The organism is Bartonella sp. B1098 (assembly GCF_944896145.1).
GTDB lineage: Bacteria > Pseudomonadota > Alphaproteobacteria > Rhizobiales > Rhizobiaceae > Bartonella.
Window position 1 is genome coordinate 186462 of the sequence record NZ_CALYLP010000002.1, and the last position, 18529, is coordinate 204990.

Sequence of the window (18529 nt, forward strand, 5' to 3'; positions counted from 1 at the left end):
ATATGCGGTCTATCGAATTTTCGGTTACGTGACTTTCTTTCCTGTGCGTTCTGCACTTTTGACGAAACTTCTCCCACCTAATTTCGATTTACAACCGTAGTGAAGAATTATAGCTTCAGTACACAATATAATTATATATCTAAGGAGTTTCCTATGTCTACAGGAACAGTTAAGTGGTTTAATACAACAAAAGGTTTCGGATTCATTCAGCCTAGTGATGGCAGCGCAGATGTATTTGTACACATTTCCGCCGTTGAGCGTTCTGGTCTAACCAATCTTAATGAAGGGCAAAAAATTTCTTATGATGTTCTTCAAGATCGTCGTTCAGGAAAATTTGCTGCTGGCAACCTTGCAGCCCTTTAAAGTTTAAATTCTGCAATATTTTATTTAAAAATCTTCGTCTATAACGACGAAGATTTTTTTACTTTGTATAAAGCAAAATTGATCTTAACAAAAGAAAACACTGCTTATCTATTTTGCACAATTTATCAAGATATTTCTCTCCTTCCTCTAATACTTTTATAGTCCTTAAGAGAAGAATTCCTTGTCAAAATTCTCAAAAAACAACACTATAAAAACCCATATCAAAGTATTTTAGAAGTTTTTTATTGCATACAATATAATCTCTTATAGAATATCCTTAAAGCAATAATCATCTATTGATATAATATAAGGATTTTTAATTATGGCTTTTATTGCCGACAAGCTGTCTCGTATCAAACCCTCTGCAACAATTGCTGCTTCCCAAAAAGCTCGTCACTTAAAAACATTAGGGCGCAATGTTATTGCCTTAAGTGCTGGAGAACCAGACTTTGATACCCCAGAAAACATCAAAAACGCGGCCATTGAAGCTATTCGAAGGGGAGAAACAAAATACCCTCCTATATCTGGAATTCCAGAATTGCGCCAAGCAATTTCTGCAAAGTTTAAAAGAGAAAATAACCTTCTTTATCAACCAGAACAAATTATTGTTGGGACCGGTGGAAAACAAATTCTCTTTAATGCATTGATGGCAACTTTGAATAAAGGAGATGAAGTCATCATTCCATCCCCTTATTGGGTGAGTTATCCAGAAATGGTCGCACTTAACGATGGTACGCCTGTCTTTTTAGAAACAAAAGCCGAATTTTCTTATAAACTCCAACCACAAGAGCTTGAAGCGGCCATTACTCCCAAAACAAAATGGTTCATTTTTAACTCTCCTTCAAATCCATCAGGGGCCGCTTATACATATCATGAATTGAAAAAACTCACAGATGTTTTAGTAAAATATCCTCATGTCTCTATCCTTTCAGATGATATTTATGAACATCTCACGTATGAAGGTTTTACCTTTGTGACTCCCGCTCAAGTAGAACCAGCGCTTTATGAGCGTACACTCACAATGAATGGTGTTTCCAAAGCCTATGCGATGACGGGCTGGAGAATCGGTTATGCAGGGGGACCACAAGAACTCATTAAAGCTATGGATATCATTCAAGGTCAGCAAACATCTGGCACGAGTGTTATTTCACAATGGGCTGCTGTTGAAGCACTCAATGGACCTCAAGACTTTATCGCTAAAAATAAAAGTATTTTTCAAGCACGCCGTAATCTCGTTGTTTCCATGCTAAACCAAACTCCTGGCATTCATTGTCCAACACCTGAAGGTGCTTTTTATGTTTATCCTTCTTGCGCAGGACTTATTGGCAAAAAAACACCAAACGGCCAATGTATTAGGAATGATGAAGACTTTGCTATAGCGCTTCTAGAAACAGAAGCTGTTGCTGTCGTCCAAGGATCTGCTTTTGGACTTGGGTCAGCTTTTCGTATTTCTTATGCAACATCAGAAAAATTACTTGAAGAAGCTTGCACACGTATCCAGCGCTTTTGTAACAGTTTAATTTAAAACTTTTAACATCATCTCTTGTGATTATTTTTTGCCGAATGTCAATCTATCCAACATACTATCGAAAGCTATATTAAGGACAGGGCCTATCGATTCAGCAAAAATATTCATGAATAAACATAACAAAAATAGAAGCTGCAGATAAAAATCAAAAAAAACCAGCAATTAAATAAATGAATCAGTCTGTTGTCATGAGAGATGAAAAACCTGTTTAGCCTCCTCTATCCAATTTATAACACTAAGAAAGACCTCGTGCTTTTCAACATAATCGCCCTTATAATGAAACCTTTTCTATTACTTGGCTTCCTTTTCGCCAGAAAATGAAGAAAAGTCTATCCTTCTCCGTTGTGTAAATAGTCCAATTTCTCTTAAGTTTTCGCTATTAACCACTTAATTAATTTTATAGGTGTTATGAACAAGCCCTTAATATTCATCTTATACTCTCATAAAAAACACTCCATATATAAAGTTTTAAAAGAGTTTTATGGTACAACAGAATAAAACTCTCTCAAATTCCTCGTTGAACTTTTAGTCTACCTAAAAAAATTGTTGGATATTCATAAGTTTTGAAATTTTCTCTTATCAATCTTCCCATGCGTTGCAATTTCTAAGCACTCTTTTAGGAATAAAAAAAAAGCCGGACAAATGTCCGGCAAATCTGGAAAATCCTCAGAGATAAAATCAATCTGACAGATCTTCATAAGGGAACACTCAAGAAAATGCAATGGGAGGCAACATAATCAAGAGATAGCATTCTATGTCATTTTATAAGCAGAAGCACAATAAAGACTTAAGCGTATCTGCTATGCAATAAACACATAACTCTAATTTTTTCTCAATCTTGTATCTCTTTCATTAAATAGAAAGAGACCATCCCCATACGATTGTCCAATTTTCAATGTTATAATAGCCTTCACATTTGAGAGAACTTATAAGAGATATTTTATCCCTTTCTGCAAGAATATTTATTCACACAAATGCCCTTCCATCGTATGACCTAAAATAGTTTTAGAGACCTCATAAAAGACATCGGTTGTTTCAGCGAATCAATCGCGTAAACTAGAGTAAAATCTATGCAAACAAGCTCCAAGTTTATTTTTTTCATATCCTTTGATATACAGCTCTCAGCAAAGTAACCTCAATCTCAACAGAAAAAATCATTATGAGATAATAGGCACGCTTGTTTTAAATTTAAAGAGATCTGTCTCAAGCCCCTCACCCCCCAACTCGCGATAGCGCTGTGTGGATGTTATAACGATAAAAGCCAGTGAAATCCTCCATCTTTATACTTGTGAAGAAGAAAACTCGTACCATCACACATTTTACCAGCCCTCATGTTTAGACAGCCCTTGGTATTTGAGATGATTCAAAAGAGGCATGCCTTTCTCATAAAATTTTATCTATATGTCCCACCCGCTTGTAACATGCAAGCAAGTGAGTTGATTGATTCGATATAAACAGATTTGGAATGAGAAAAGCTTAAGGTACTCAAGCTTATAATTCAATATGAATAAATTTTTATTATCATGATAAATCAATAAATTGTACACTTAAAACATCACGCAATCAATGATTGTATTGATTCAATGTGGGAAAATTTGAAACGAAAGAGTATTATGAGAGTCTTAAGGTAAAAAACAATTAATTGTTCCTTATAAATAAGGCATGAATATTAAAAAGACCACTGACGCGCTTTTAAGAAAATATAATCTCGAAAAGCATTCAACCTTACTAAATTCTTTAAATTATAAGGATAACAAAAAAAAGTATCAAAAGAAGGAATATCAACCATATCAGGAAAAAGACGCACCAAGCGCTCATCATTATTGACAATATAATCAGGCAGTACAGCAATCCCAAGATCACGCATAAGCGCATTTTTTATTGAAATGATATTATTGATTTGTAGAATTGAAATGCGCAATGATCCATCACTTCTACCGGCTTTTTCCAACCAATTTAAACCAGATAAATAAGGAGGAACAGGTTCACCGAAAGAAATAATACGATGTTCATCGAGATCAGACAATTTTTCTGGTTTTCCATAATTTGCAATATACTTTTCCGAAGCATAAACATGCATATGAATTGTAAATAATTTTCTTTGTATAAGATCGGGTTGTTGGGGTTGATGGAGGCGAACAGCACAATCTGCATGACACATCGTCAAATCAAGCTCTTCATCAGAAAGTAAAAGCTGAACCTGCATATCAGGATAAAGACTAAGAAATTCTGGCATACGCTCTGCAATCCACCCTGCCCCCATTCCGAAGGTCGAGGTCACACGTAAATGCCCCGTTGGTTTTGCATAGCTTTCACTTAATTGCAAACGTACACTTTCAAGCTTCATCAAAACATCATGAGCTGTACGATAAAGAGTTTCTCCCTGTTCTGTAAGAATTAAACCACGCGCATGACGCAGGAATAAAGATACCCCAACCTCTTGTTCTAAAGCCGAGACCTGTCGGGAAACTGCTGATTGAGATAAATGAAGTTTTTGAGCAGCATGCGTAAAAGATCCTGCTTCCGCTGCAGCGTGAAAAACCCTCAACTTATCCCAATCCAACGGTGGCACCACAATTAATCCTACCTCTAGATCTCTATATTTTTAATAAATTATTAACGCTTAGATATATCCAAAAACCGTTCTGCTTCCAATGCCGCCATACATCCCCTTCCCGCAGCTGTTACAGCTTGACGAAATGTTTCATCTGTTACATCCCCTGCAGCAAAAACACCAGAAATGCTTGTTGCTGTTGAATCCGATGCTGTCCATAAATAGCCGCCTCGTTTTTGTTTCAGTTGCCCTTCAAACAGAGAAACAGCAGGATCATGCCCAATGGCAATAAATATTCCCTCTGCTTCCACTTTCATCTCATGACCTGTTTTAACGTTCTTCAAACGCGCTCCTGTTACAACAGCTCCCTTTGTCCCCTGAGCTGGAAGCCCCACAATTTCTTCGACCACATGATTCCAAAGAACACGTACATTATTACAAGCAAATAACCTATCTTGTAGAATTTTCTCTGCCCGAAACTGTGCTCGCCGATGAACTACGCTTACACTGTTTGCTATATGCGATAAATAAAGGGCTTCTTCAACGGCCGTATTTCCTCCCCCTACAACAATAACATCCTTACCCCGATAAAAAAAGCCATCACACGTAGCGCAAGCAGAAACACCACCGCCCATAAAGGTCTGTTCACTTTCTAAACCAAGCCAGCGCGCTTGGGCTCCTGTTGCAATAATCAGTGCATCACAAGAATATTGTGTTCCTGAATCTCCATATAAAACAAAAGGATACTTCAATAAATCTGCCTTTGTAATCGTATCATAGACAATTTTTGTCCCCATATTCTCAGCTTGTTTTGCCATTTGTTCCATCAACCATGGTCCTTGAATGGGGTCAGCAAAACCTGGATAATTTTCCACATCCGTCGTAATTGTCAATTGTCCACCCTGCTGCAAACCTGTCACTAAAACCGGCTGGAGCATTGCTCTTGCCGCATAAACCGCCGCTGTATAACCAGCCGGACCGGAGCCAATAATCAGCAGACGAATATGCGATTGTAGCATTAAATCCCCTTTATTTTTTACAACTTAATAATTCTATAAATTCTAACGGAATGTAAGTCTTTTAAAAAAATATTTTTCAATAGGCTCAATTATGTTATATATATACTTCTTTTCAAGTTTTATGAAAAGGTCTGATTATCAATTCATCAAGGCATGCTAATGTTAAAGACTAACCTTTATCCTATAAAGAGAAAAACGTAAATTCTTATGAGCACAAAACCATAATAAAAAGAGATACAAAGATAGGGAACGGTCATTTTTCAGTTTATTATCAATGTCTGTGCACGTTTTGCGTTGATCATGGGAGGAGCAATGCTTTTGCCAATTTTGGTGGATTTGCATGACAATAACCGTAATTGGATAATCTTTCTTTATTCTTGTGCCATAACCACCATGTTAGCAACGCTGATTCTTTTAGCTACGAAGGGGGCTACTTGTCGTTTTTCAGCACGACTTGGCTTTATGCTCACTGTTTGTCTTTGGCTTACAGGAAGCATTGTAGGTGCTTTGCCTCTTTATCTTTCCCCTCTTCCCATTTCTCTCGCAGGAGCCATTTTTGAATCTGTTTCGGGAATTACAACAACAGGCTCCACAGTTCTTTCTGGTCTTGATCATTTATCGCGAAGTATTTTGTTATGGCGTTCTATTATATGCTGGATTGGGGGCATTGGTTTTATCGGTTTAGCCCTCTTGCTTTTACCTTCACTGCGTGTGGGTGGCGTACGACTTTTTCATATGGAATCATCTGATAAATCTGAAAAAATATTGCCTCGCATCAATCAAATTGCTAACGGAATTATCATCGCTTATGTTGGACTCACATTGGCCTGTATGCTTTCTTATTTTGCTGCGGGCATGAATTTATTTGATGCCATTAACCATGCAATGAGTACGGTCGCAACTGCTGGTTTTTCAACGCATGATGCTTCTTTTGGCTATTTTTCTGATACACCAGCCATCTTAATTATTTCAACAATTTTCATGTTGCTTTCTGCTTTGCCCTTCGTACTTTATGTTAAATTAGTCCTTCCTGGACACTCCAAGCGCTTCCTTGACCCACAAGTGATTGTTTTTCTCCATATCGTTCTTCTTTTCAGCTTTGCTTTAGCAGCGTGGCTACGGTTTCATGATCATCGTGCTTTCCACTTGATTTTCCTTGATGTTATTTTTCATCTTTCATCCATTATTAGCACCACAGGTTACAGTGCTGAAGATTATCAACTTTGGGGGCCTTTTGCACTTGGAATCTTCTTCATTGTTTCTTTTACAGGCGGGTGTGCTGGTTCTACTTCTGGTGGTATGAAAATCAATCGCCTCATTATTCTTTGGCGTATTACACAAACAAATATAGAAAAACTTCTTTCTCCTAATGTCGTTGTAAAGGCGCGCTACGATCACTCAAATATATCAAACGATGTTGCTCAAGCTGTTTTATTTTTTGTCTGTCTTTATATGTTCTGTCTTGTTATCGGCATTGCACTTTTGCTTACAACCGGTCTTGACTTTACCTCTGCCTTCACGGGTGTCTTAACAGCACTTTCAAATGTTGGCCCAGGCTTTGGAGATATTATTGGCCCCGTTGGCAATTTTTCTACAATCAACGATAATGCTTTATGGATTTTAAGTTTTCTAATGTTAGCAGGACGCCTTGAAATCATAACAATATTCGTCCTTTTTATTCCCGCTTTCTGGCGTGAACAATTCTAATGCATAGAGCATTTTATTCTACCATGATAAAAAAGGCATGAACAATATACGGAATAATATTTAATCTTCAATCAATCATCTGAAGATTTCCTAAAATTTCAAATATCGTATAAATGATTGACGTAAAAATATTTCGGAAAAAAATTGAAGCGTTAACAGCTTTCAACACCGTAACATATAACACTTTACATGACACTCTTGAGCTTCTCTATCAAATAAAATGAATACAGAAAACAATCCTTTTTTACGAATAATCTCCATACAAAAAACATGAATATTGGCTTATAAAAACGTTTTTTTCCTGATAAGTCATTTCCTTATAAAAAACAAAATAGCATTTATTACAAACTCACAAGCTTATTAAAAAAATATCTCACAGCCCCCCTCTTTCACAACAACCCTCATGAAAAGTATAAAATGGGTATTCTTACTTTTACTTAAATAATAAGGTGCAAGTTGGTACCATAAAATAAGATATAAAACAGCACCACCATACTATTTTCTTTCTGTTAATATGGAGAAACCATCACTCTCTTTTTTAAGAGAAGAAAGCACTTTTTTGCTCTCTATTTAAGTCTTACAAAACAAACAATATCAGGACAAAACTGTTAAGATAGTCCATAAATCTATAGATTTGAGCTAAAACATCGTTTTCTTATTCTAAAATATCACTAGAATAAAAACAGCTTTCCTCCCTTCTCGTATGCTTTCTCATAAGCCTCATATCGCTCTCAAGCATATACATTTTTAATTTTTTTATCCAAATTTTGAAAAAATCTTATAACATTCTACTAAAGACAAAATAAATTGTGTAAAATAGCATTTATATTTTTGAGCTATTTTCTTGATGATTACGAAATAACCCTTAAGGGACGCACTTTATTATCATTCCTCAAGGAAATTTCCGATAAATATTAAAGTGTTTTTTCCGCAAACAGTTCTTTGTAAACACTTTCAATCTCGCTTGCTTCTTTTTCCAAAGGAAAGTGGGTACGAACATGCGCTAAAGCTTTTTCCCCTGCTGCCATTGTTTTTTCTAAATCAGCCAAATAAGGTTCAATTGCTGCCATTAAAGCAGCTCCATCTCCTGCTTTAACAACTGTTCCTGTTCCCTCTACAACCAATTCTTTAAAAACTCCTACATCACTCGCAACAACAGCTGTCTGTGATGCCATTGCCTCTAAAGGCGTCAAACCAAAGCCTTCCAAACGCGAAGGTGTTACATACAGAGACAAGCGGCGATACCACAAAGGTGTATTAAGCAGCTCACCAAGAAAAATAATGCGCCCTTCTAAACCAGCATCTGCAATCCTTTGGCGTAATTTTTTTTCAAATTTATAATGTTGTTCTGTCGTTCGACCAGCAATAAGTGCTGTCCAGTCAGGGTAACGTGGCAGCAACGCTATCATTGACTCCACAAACAAATCAGTGCCCTTTAAATAACGCACACGGCCAAAACACCCAACAGCATATTTTCCAGAAATCCCTGAAGAAGAAAAGCGATCATCAAGGGTTTTAGGTGGTGAAAAACGCCTAACATCCACACCATGCATAATAACTCTATAGGGCACTTCTAGATAAGATCCTGTCGGTACACTAGTAGCAATCACCCTATCCATACGTCGAAGCAACCATTTGGTAAAAGACTTATGGTGACGCCGAGAAGCGGATGTAAAAACGAGTTTAAGCTTCATTTTCAAGATATCGCGCAAAAAGATCCCACAAAGCATCTCAATATTGCGCCTTGCATGCCAAATACGAAACGGCTTGCCTTTCGGACTTTTCCAAAGTCCGAAAAGGTCCCGAAAGCCAAGAGCTGGCAAATTCTCTGGAAGCCCAAATCCCAAAGTAGATATACGCACCCCATGTTCTCGCTGCAATGGAATGAGTTGAATGACCGTAGATGTCACTCCGGACAAACGTTTTTTAAAGTGAGGAGCAATAATCTCCGTTTCTTGCAAGGATACACGCATAACTATTTAGATATTCAAATGTACTGAACCTTAATGATTTCGTAATTATGCGCACCACCAGGGGCATTCACTTCAATCACATCACCCTCTTGCTTGCCAATGAGTGCACGTGCAATCGGCGAAGAAATAGAGATTTTACCAATCTTTACATCAGCTTCTTGATCCCCTACAATCTGATACACCTTTTTTTCTTCAGTATCCTCATCTAAGAGTTTAATAGTCGCTCCAAATTTGATTTTGTCGCCTGAAAGACGAGAGACATCTATAACTTCTGCTCTTGCGATATAATCTTCAAGCTCATTGATACGCCCCTCATTATGACTTTGAGCTTCTTTAGCAGCATGATACTCGGCGTTTTCTGACAAATCACCATGGGCACGCGCCTCAGAAATTGCTTCAATAATTCGTGGACGTTCCTGTTGTTGACGCCAACGCAACTCTTCTTTAAGACTTTCAAAACCAGCTGTAGTCATCGGAACTTTTTCCATAATCCGTCCCTTTCTATTACACGGAAGGTTTAATAAAAACACAAAAAACGGCTTCCAAAATTACTTTTGGAATCCGAAAACTACGATCTTTTTCATTATATAGCACAGTATCCCTGTTTTCCATATAAAAATAAATAAAGGGAACAAAACATGCACTAATAGTGTTTAAAACATCTCATTTTGGTGTTTAAAACGTTAAACTTCGCTCTCCTCTTTAAAGTATCATAAAGAAGAAAGAATTGTAATTTTTTTTGTTTTATCATAGTCTAGCAACAGAAATCATATGGGATATAAAGAGAGAAGGATAATTTCTAAAGAAATTCTTTGTAGAAAAATGAAAAAAATTGTCATTTTTTTTATGTTTGGCTCTTTCTTTTTAGCCACGACAATATCTAAAGCAGCAGATGCCTTTGTGACAACAAATCTTAATTTTAGAACAGGACCTAGCATTCAGTATGCAGTTTGTGGCTTAATCTCTGCTGGAGAATTGGTTTTTGTTAAAAACTGTGAAGGAAATTGGTGCCATATCCGACATAACGCTCAAATAGGTTGGGTATCATCGCGTTATCTTTCATTTAAAGATGGCAATGACCTTTATCACACATACACAATGTCTTTAGCTCCAAAACAGATCCCATAGGATTATTCTTCATAACAACCATAATAACTTATCATCATGGCAAGAATGCAATAATATCCCACGAGCGACCACAAATATGCCCCTACCAAAGAAACATTTCGAAGAACTCGTCTCATAGAAAAAACTTGATCAATATCCTCATAAAAGCGCCAGTAAACCAAAACAAACCACTCAATAACGTTTTGCTGTTCTCGTAATAAAATTGTAAAAATTAGTATTTTCTTTAAAATCACCAGCACTTTTCTCTCAAAGGATACAACAATGAAAAATGGTGTTACTGCAACCGTAGAAGCTCTTTCTGCTCTCATTGCTTCAGGTAATCCTCTTTTTAAGAATGGAGCATTATGGACACCTCATCGCCCTATTCGTCCTGAAAAATCTGAAGGTGGTATTCCATTTCAACTCGAAACATCCTTTAAACCGGCGGGAGATCAGCCTCAAGCTATTAAAACTCTGGTTGAGGGAATTGAAAAAGATGAACGTACACAAGTGCTCTTGGGGGTGACTGGCTCGGGAAAGACCTATACGATGGCGAAAGTCATTGAAAAAACACAACGTCCAGCTCTCATTTTAGCCCCCAATAAAACGCTTGCCGCACAACTTTACGGAGAATTTAAAAACTTTTTTCCTCACAATGCTGTCGAATATTTTGTTTCTTATTATGACTATTATCAACCAGAAGCCTATGTTGCACGCTCTGACACTTATATTGAAAAAGAATCCTCTACTAATGAACAAATCGACCGGATGCGCCATGCTGCAACACGCGCCGTCTTAGAGCGTGATGACGTTATTATCGTCGCATCTGTCTCCTGTATCTACGGAATTGGTTCCGTAGAAACCTATACGGCCATGACCTCCCAAATAGAAAAAGGGAACAAACTCAATCAACGAAAATTCCTGGCTGATTTAGTTTCTCAACAATATTATCGGCAAGACATTAATTTCATTCGTGGTTCCTTTCGTGTACGAGGTGATACCATTGAAATTTTTCCTGCTCACCTTGAAGATCGTGCTTGGCGTATCTCGCTTTTTGGCGATGAAGTAGAAAAAATTACTGAGTTTGATCCTCTAACGGGACAAAAAACAGATGACCTTCAATCTATTAAAATTTATGCCAATTCACACTATGTAATACCACGTCCAACCTTAAATCAAGCAATGAAATTGATTAAACGAGAACTCGTTCAACGTCTTGATGAATTGAATGACGCCGGTCGTCTTCTAGAAGCACAACGCTTAGAACAGCGTACAATTTTTGATTTAGAAATGTTAGAAACAACAGGTTCATGTCCGGGAATTGAAAATTATTCACGTTATTTAACAGGACGAAATCCTGGTGAACCACCACCAACCTTATTCGAATATATTCCACTCAATGCTCTTGTTTTTATCGATGAAAGCCATGTCACGATTCCCCAAATTGGTGGCATGTATCGCGGTGACTTTCGCAGAAAAGCCACTCTAGCAGAATATGGTTTTCGCCTCCCTTCCTGTATGGACAATCGTCCTTTACGCTTTGAAGAATGGGACGCTATGCGCCCACAAACAATTGCTGTCTCCGCAACGCCTGGACGCTGGGAAATGGAACAATCCCATGGTGTTTTTGCTGAACAAATTATCCGCCCAACTGGGCTTGTTGATCCAGAAACAGAAGTTCGTCCAGCACGTACTCAAGTCGATGATGTTGTCAATGAAATTCGTAAAACAATTCAAAAAGGCTACCGTACATTGGTCACGGTCCTAACCAAACGTATGGCCGAAGATTTAACGGAATATCTCCACGAACAAGGTATTCGCGTACGCTATATGCATTCCGATATTGATACGTTAGAGCGCATTGAAATTCTTCGTGATCTGCGGCTTGGCACCTTTGATGTCCTCATTGGGATCAACCTCCTTCGAGAAGGTTTGGATATTCCAGAATGTGGTTTTGTTGCCATACTAGATGCCGATAAAGAAGGTTTTTTGCGCTCAGAAACCTCGCTCATCCAAACCATCGGTCGTGCCGCACGTAACGTAGATGGTCGCGTTATTCTTTATGCAGATACAATGACGGGCTCTATAGAACGTGCTTTACAAGAAACTCAAAGACGTCGACAAAAACAAATAACCTACAATAAAGAGCACCATATCACACCAACCAGTATCAAAAAAAATATCGACGATATTCTCAATGCAGGAAGTGAAAGCCGCCAAACTTTTACAAATATCTCTCATTTTATCACGCAAAATAATATAGATCGTAACAATTTAGCAAGCCATATTCAATCTCTGGAAAAATCAATGCGTAAAGCAGCAGCGGATCTTAATTTTGAAGAAGCAGCACGATTTCGTGATGAAATAAAACAACTCCAGAAAATAGAACTCGCAATCTCGGATGGATCCTTAAAATAGTATCGCGAACACCTTTCTCCCATGTTCCCCCTTTAACTCTTAAGTGACATAAATCATGATAACGAAGGTTCATTCATAGATATCAACGTTTTGAAAAAACAAAAAAAGAAAAAGATCTTACAAAAATACTTTTAACAAAACGGCAAAAAAACAAAGAAACATTTTGCCCAACAAATAATCTAAAAATCTCAAAGACTCTCAAATAAACCTTGAATTTCTGAAAGACTTACACGAAATACTCATAAACGAAACATGCTTTATACTTCAATAAAAATTGTCTCATATAAAGAAAAAAGGATCCATTAAAAAACTCAAATATGAGTCTTTTTAGAAAAATTTTTAAATTCTCAATCAATAATAATAAATTAAAGAGAATATTTTTTATAACCCCAAAAATTTATTTATAAAGATAATTTATCGTTTTTTATAGTGCATAAGAACCCAAAACGCCGTAAAATTTTCTCATTTCAAACCTGTTTATGGTGAAACAAAAAACGTCCGACTTATACCTGATAAAAAAATGCACATTAATGTAAAAGATTTGACCTATCAAAAAATGAACAATGATCTATGAATTCAAAAATATAACATATCTCCTTATTATAAAAGTATAAGTTTATAATAACATTAATGATATTCTTGATTCATATTTTTATTTTTTAGGTTATACGGAATCATATAATGCAAGAATTCTCTATCCAATAAAAAGTTTTTTTACTCTTGTAAAAATGAGATTTTATAAAATAATTTTTGTCAACCAAATAGCTCTTTATTCGTTTTGTCAAAATAAAGTCAAAAGTTGTTCAGATTATATTCAGTTTGTCACGTGTATGATGTGAAAAAATATAGATTTAAGTTAAGGAGTGTCGCTATGAAAAAATCTAGTAAATTAGCGGTATTATCAGTGGTATCAGCAACAACCGTTTTGATGCCACTCAGTACAGCGTTTGCCAATATGAAATGGATGCATAGTGAAAGTCATATTGATCAACAAATAAATGATATGAGAAGAAGTATGGATAAGCAAATGGAGGATATGAAGAAAGGAATGCATTCCTATTTTCCTTCTTATCATTCTAACAGCCATTCTACTTTTGAAAGATATCACTCTTCTCATACGCATCCCCACCATCATGTTGACCATAAAAGACGAGAACATAATCGTCATCATGTTGAACGCAAAACATATCGTTATGTTGAACGCAAAAAGACAACACATCGTCATATACATGAGCATCATGTAACACGCGATAACTCAGGGGATGCTGTAGCAGCAGGTATTCTTGGTCTCGCAGCAGGGGCGATTCTTGGCAATGTTTTGAAAAAACCAGAACAGCCACAAATTATCTATCAACCTATGCCACAAAGACAGGTTGTGTATCAAGAGGTTCCGCAAGTGGTGTATCAACAAGTTCCACAAACCCAAATCCTTTATGAATCTCAGTCAACAGCCACATACCAGCCGCTCCAGCAACCATGGACTCGTGGATGGCTTCAATATTGCAAGAAAAAGTATCGTTCATTCAACCCCAAAACAGGTACTTTTAGAGGCTATGATGGACAAGACCACTTTTGTTATGCTCCATTGAATTAGTATTTTTGCGTTGCTAAGAAAATTTTAAGTAACCCCAAAAAAACGCTTTAAAGCGTTTTTTTGGTTATATGCTGAGATCTTGAAGAAAAGGATTCCACCGATGCTCATAGCCTATATGGCTTCCAGGACCATGACCACAGATGAAACGAACATCATCGCCTAAAGGCAAAACTTTTTCTCGAAGTGATTTCATCAATTTTTCATGAGAACAAAAAGGAAAATCTGTACGTCCGATAGAACCACGAAAAAGAACATCACCCAATAAAGCAAAGCGTTCTTTTTCATTAAAATAAATAACATGACCAGGAGAATGCCCTGGTGTATGAAAAACCCTGAACACATGTTCAGCAAAATGGACACTATCACCATTTTCTAACCATTGATCCGGAATACACACAGAGGCATCCGTGATACCATAATTTCTTGCACTTTCAACCACAGCATCCATCACAGGCTTATCATCGCGATGTGAACCGATAATTTTTACGCCAAGTGCTTCTTTTACTTGCATCGCTGCTCCCACATGATCAAAATGACCATGTGTTATCCAAATTGCCTCAACGGTAATACCCATCTTTTTAATGACTTCTTGAATTCGAAGCCAATCTCCACCAGGATCTACTAAAACACCTACTTTCTGTTCTTTATCAAAAAGCAGAGTACAATTCTGCTGAAAAGGCGTAACCGGAATAATATGTGTACTAAAATGACTCATGAAACCCTTTTCAAGCTTACAAGAAACATTTCCTTCCTTTTATAAGATAACCTGCTCGACAGCTTTATGCAACTTATGTAAAGTTAAATCTTTTAAAAACTTCATTTAAAGGTTTTGGAGAATGACCAATCACGTTCAAGTTTTGTGTGACGATGCCCCTCACCTTCTTGTGATTGATGACGATACACGTATTCGTAATCTTTTATTTCAGTTTCTCATTAAAAATGGATTTCGTGTTTCAGTTTCAGCCAATGCCAATGAGGCAAGACGACTATTGAAAAGTTTAGATTTTGATCTTCTTATCGTTGATGTCATGATGCCTGGTGAAAACGGTATTAGTCTTACCCATTCACTGCGCCAAACAAAAGATGTTCCTATCCTCATGCTCACAGCTTTATCAGAAATAGATAGTCGTATCCGTGGATTAGAAGCAGGTGCAGATGATTATCTAGCAAAACCGTTTGATCCTCGTGAACTTCTCCTTCGCATCAATGCTATTTTACGACGCGGTTTTCCCCTTAGCCAACCCAAAATTGAGCAAATCGTTTTTGGGCCTTATATTTTTTCAATTTCACGGCGCGAACTCAAAAGGGGAGGAGAAATTATTAAATTAACTGATAAAGAACAAAAAATGATGGTCATTTTTGCCGAAAACGCAGGTGACATCATTCCGCGTCATCAATTTGCAATGGATGACAACACGATTAGTGAACGCGCCATTGATGTACAAGTCAACCGCCTTCGTCATAAGATCGAAAAAAATCCAGCATTGCCTATATGGCTCCAAACCGTACGAGGAATAGGGTATAAACTCTCAATTGCATAGGCAAACAATGATCAAAGCTTTAAGAATTTTTTTTCGATGGTTAACGAAAAAGATGCCTAAACGGCTTTATGCACGCTCTTTGATCATTATTATCGCTCCCATGGTGCTACTGCAAACGGTCATTGCTTACGTCTTTATGGAACGTCATTGGCAAATGGTAACGGAGCGTCTTTCAATAGCTGTCGTGCATGATATTTCAGCCATTATTGATATTATTGAAACATACCGGCAGCAAGATAACTATGAAGATATTAAACGTATTGCACAACAACGTATGGGCTTAAACATTTCTATTCTCTCTCCTACCCCCTTACCCCCTCCAGGACCTAAGCCATTTTTTGCAATTCTTGATTATTTTCTCAGTGAAGAAATCACCCGCCAAATCAATCGTCCCTTCTGGATTGATACCGTAGGGGATTCTGATCTTGTTGAAATCCGCATCCATCTTGGCCGCAATATCTTGCGCGTCTTTGCACCACGTAGCCAAGCTTATGCTTCCAATACTGCTATTTTTTTAAGTTGGATGGTAGGAACAGCCCTTGTTTTATTGCTGATAGCAATTTATTTTTTACGCAACCAAATAAAACCCATTCAACAATTGGCTGAAGCAGCTGAAAGTTTTGGGCGGGGGCGCCCCTTACCAAAAGGATTTCAACCACAAGGAGCCGATGAAGTTCGTCGTGCTGGTATTGCTTTTTTACGAATGCGCGAACGTATTGAACGGCAAATCGAACAACGCACCATGATGCTTTCAGGTGTAAGCCATGATTTAAGAACTATTCTTACACGTTTTAAACTCCAGCTAGCATTAGCAAATACTGATTTTGATATTAAACCGCTTGAGCAAGATGTCAATGATATGCAAAATATGTTAGAAGATTATCTTGCTTTTGCCCGTGGCGAAGGAAGTGAAAGTGTCAAGACCTTTGACCTCAACGCTCTTATGCAAAAATTCTCCGACGATGCGCATCTTCATAAACGTCAATTTTCTTATGCCATTGAAGGCCCTACACAAATACAAGTACGCCCTCGTGCGTTCACACGCTTGGTCAGCAATCTTGTCTCAAATGCATTTTGTTATGGAACGACCATTAAACTAACAGCCAACTCTCAAAAAGAATCCTTTATATTGATCATCGACGATGATGGACCTGGAATTCATAAAGATATGCGGACAGAAGTTTTTAAGCCATTCTTCAGAATTGATAGAGCACGAAATCAAGATGCAAGTGGAACAGGACTTGGTCTTTCTATTGCCCAAGACATAGCACGCAGCCATGGTGGCAACATACAATTGGATGAGAGCCCTCTCGGGGGATTACGCGCTATTCTTGATATCCCCCTATGAGCAATCTTTCAGCAAACCGCCTATAAACAATAACGGACTTGATATTTTAGGCATTCCCTACAGTTTCAAACAAAGTGTATTGCAGTGCCTTGTAAGCACTTTCTCCTGATAAAGCCACCATCTGAAAAGCAATATAATGGCTTTCACAGGCTTTCAGTGCGTGTATCAACAATGTTTCAACCTGTATATGGGATGGATGCACTCCACCAGCCAACAGAAGACCTTGTCGATAAATAACCGAATTATTCCTCTGCCAGTAATCAAAATGTCCCAGCAACAACTTTTCATTAATCGCGAGCAATAAGCGTTGTATTTCGGCTGTTCGAGCATTTTCAATAGAAAGATCAAATGAACAGGCCAAATGCAATGCTTCTTGCTCTTCCATCCATGAAAAAGCAAGACGATAATTTGCCCGTTTTCCTTCCACACAAACGCTAATTTCATCTTGGGCATCCCGCTCAAACGACCAATCATATTCACAGGCAATCTGTTCGATAAAGTCAACAGGATGCTCTTTTCTTTCTGTGGCGCAAAATGCAAGCCTCATCACAATCCTCAATCATCTTAAAACATTGTCAACAGAATATAAACCGCTTAAATTGTAACAATATTTTGTCACAATCAGAACTTTTATACCAAACAAATACACATTAAAAACATCGACACTACACCCCCCCAGAACACAATAGCGCTCTTTAGGGCAACCTGATAATCATAAAACGAATCATCAAGTCTTTTCAGTGTATTGATACAATTTCATAGCGCCAGCCCCCCTGATTCAAAAAAGTGAATTTTACCCCCCAAAAAAATTAAAAATAAACAAATGCTCCGCTCTAACAGACTCAAGATTAAGCATTTTTTAGTTTCACACATCGTATTGAAAAATTGGGGATATTTTTTTGAAGATTCTTTTTTTAGAAAAACTATTTTACTTTTTTCGTGTCTGCTTTTTTTCTAAATCATCAAGACGCTTTTTCAAATCAGCATTATCAGCATGGACTTTCAGCACCATCTCCTTAAAGGTCTCAAATTCTTCACGTGAAACAAGATCAAGTTTGTTGGCTATCTTTTCAGCTTGCACACGAAAAGCTGTTCCAGCTTCACGTCGTATACCTTGCGCAACGTCAGCGGCATCTGTTGCTAATTTTGCTAATTCATCAAGAATACGGTTTGATCCATTACGCATAACATTTTTCCTTAAATTTTAATATTGACGCACGCATTATAGTGTATTCTCATAACATTTAGATACTGTAATTTGTTCCTTTTACCCTATTTTTACCTATTATGCCGATTTTTCATGACGAGTTTGTTTGAAAATTTTTATATTCCTTTTTATCGCCATAATTTTTTACCATAATGTGAATAGATATTTAT

15 protein-coding genes are annotated in these 18529 nt (G+C 37.3%); 8 read left to right on the forward strand and 7 right to left on the reverse strand.

Features of this window, described 5'->3' with window-relative positions; translation table 11 throughout:
* The first annotated feature begins 153 nt into the window (after positions 1-153).
* Both NNJ85_RS00815 and NNJ85_RS00820 read left to right on the forward strand, forming a co-directional pair.
* Entirely contained in the window at positions 154-363 is a 210-nt protein-coding gene (locus NNJ85_RS00815; RefSeq protein WP_005773801.1) for a cold-shock protein, read from the forward strand.
* A 322-nt stretch (positions 364-685) separates the two neighbouring features.
* Positions 686-1888, forward strand: coding sequence for a pyridoxal phosphate-dependent aminotransferase (locus NNJ85_RS00820; protein ID WP_254472792.1), 1203 nt, complete (start codon positions 686-688; stop codon positions 1886-1888).
* A gap of 1672 nt (positions 1889-3560) precedes the next feature.
* Here the strand turns inward: NNJ85_RS00820 and NNJ85_RS00825 are convergent.
* Together NNJ85_RS00825 and trxB are read right to left on the reverse strand one after the other, a co-directional pair.
* On the reverse strand, positions 3561-4466 hold the full coding sequence (locus NNJ85_RS00825) for a LysR family transcriptional regulator (protein WP_254472793.1): 906 nt from the start codon (positions 4464-4466) through the stop codon (positions 3561-3563).
* A 41-nt stretch (positions 4467-4507) separates the two neighbouring features.
* Positions 4508-5464 (reverse strand): thioredoxin-disulfide reductase, encoded by a 957-nt coding sequence (trxB, locus tag NNJ85_RS00830; RefSeq protein ID WP_254472794.1) that lies wholly within the window; start codon positions 5462-5464, stop codon positions 4508-4510.
* A 312-nt stretch (positions 5465-5776) separates the two neighbouring features.
* On the opposite strand from trxB, the gene NNJ85_RS00835 reads away from it, so the two are divergent.
* Positions 5777-7171, forward strand: coding sequence for a TrkH family potassium uptake protein (locus NNJ85_RS00835; RefSeq protein ID WP_254472795.1), 1395 nt, complete (start codon positions 5777-5779; stop codon positions 7169-7171).
* 914 nt (positions 7172-8085) lie between these two features.
* On the opposite strand, the gene NNJ85_RS00840 is transcribed toward NNJ85_RS00835, so the two are convergent.
* Both NNJ85_RS00840 and greA read right to left on the reverse strand, forming a co-directional pair.
* On the reverse strand, positions 8086-9144 hold the full coding sequence (locus tag NNJ85_RS00840; RefSeq protein ID WP_254472796.1) for a glycosyltransferase family 4 protein: 1059 nt from the start codon (positions 9142-9144) through the stop codon (positions 8086-8088).
* 14 nt (positions 9145-9158) lie between these two features.
* Positions 9159-9632 (reverse strand): transcription elongation factor GreA, encoded by a 474-nt coding sequence (greA, locus tag NNJ85_RS00845; protein WP_005773808.1) that lies wholly within the window; start codon positions 9630-9632, stop codon positions 9159-9161.
* Between the two features lie 334 nt (positions 9633-9966).
* Between greA and NNJ85_RS00850 the strand changes: the two genes are divergently transcribed.
* The 3 genes from NNJ85_RS00850 to NNJ85_RS00860 all read left to right on the forward strand — a co-directional run bounded on the left by NNJ85_RS00850 (position 9967) and on the right by NNJ85_RS00860 (position 14263).
* On the forward strand, positions 9967-10272 hold the full coding sequence (locus NNJ85_RS00850) for an SH3 domain-containing protein (RefSeq protein ID WP_371923320.1): 306 nt from the start codon (positions 9967-9969) through the stop codon (positions 10270-10272).
* 261 nt (positions 10273-10533) lie between these two features.
* Positions 10534-12669, forward strand: coding sequence for an excinuclease ABC subunit UvrB (gene uvrB, locus NNJ85_RS00855; RefSeq protein WP_254472798.1), 2136 nt, complete (start codon positions 10534-10536; stop codon positions 12667-12669).
* A gap of 871 nt (positions 12670-13540) precedes the next feature.
* Positions 13541-14263 carry a BA14K family protein gene (locus tag NNJ85_RS00860; RefSeq protein ID WP_254472800.1) on the forward strand — a complete coding sequence of 241 codons (723 nt, stop codon included), beginning with the start codon at positions 13541-13543 and terminating at the stop codon, positions 14261-14263.
* 64 nt (positions 14264-14327) lie between these two features.
* Here NNJ85_RS00860 and NNJ85_RS00865 read toward each other — a convergent pair whose 3' ends face one another.
* Positions 14328-14978 carry an MBL fold metallo-hydrolase gene (locus NNJ85_RS00865; RefSeq protein ID WP_254472802.1) on the reverse strand — a complete coding sequence of 217 codons (651 nt, stop codon included), beginning with the start codon at positions 14976-14978 and terminating at the stop codon, positions 14328-14330.
* Positions 14979-15099: 121 nt separating this feature from the next.
* On the opposite strand from NNJ85_RS00865, the gene NNJ85_RS00870 reads away from it, so the two are divergent.
* The gene (locus NNJ85_RS00870; protein WP_254472804.1) at positions 15100-15804 is read left to right on the forward strand and encodes a response regulator; all 705 of its coding nucleotides are present in this window, start codon (positions 15100-15102) and stop codon (positions 15802-15804) included.
* Between the two features lie 7 nt (positions 15805-15811).
* Positions 15812-17152, forward strand: a complete 1341-nt coding sequence (locus NNJ85_RS00875) for an ATP-binding protein (protein WP_254472806.1) — start codon at positions 15812-15814, stop codon at positions 17150-17152.
* Between the two features lie 46 nt (positions 17153-17198).
* Here NNJ85_RS00875 and NNJ85_RS00880 read toward each other — a convergent pair whose 3' ends face one another.
* Together NNJ85_RS00880 and NNJ85_RS00885 are read right to left on the reverse strand one after the other, a co-directional pair.
* Entirely contained in the window at positions 17199-17699 is a 501-nt protein-coding gene (locus NNJ85_RS00880) for a YbjN domain-containing protein (RefSeq protein ID WP_254472808.1), read from the reverse strand.
* Between the two features lie 381 nt (positions 17700-18080).
* On the reverse strand, positions 18081-18338 hold the full coding sequence (locus tag NNJ85_RS00885; RefSeq protein WP_005773817.1) for an accessory factor UbiK family protein: 258 nt from the start codon (positions 18336-18338) through the stop codon (positions 18081-18083).
* Positions 18339-18529: the final 191 nt, after the last annotated feature.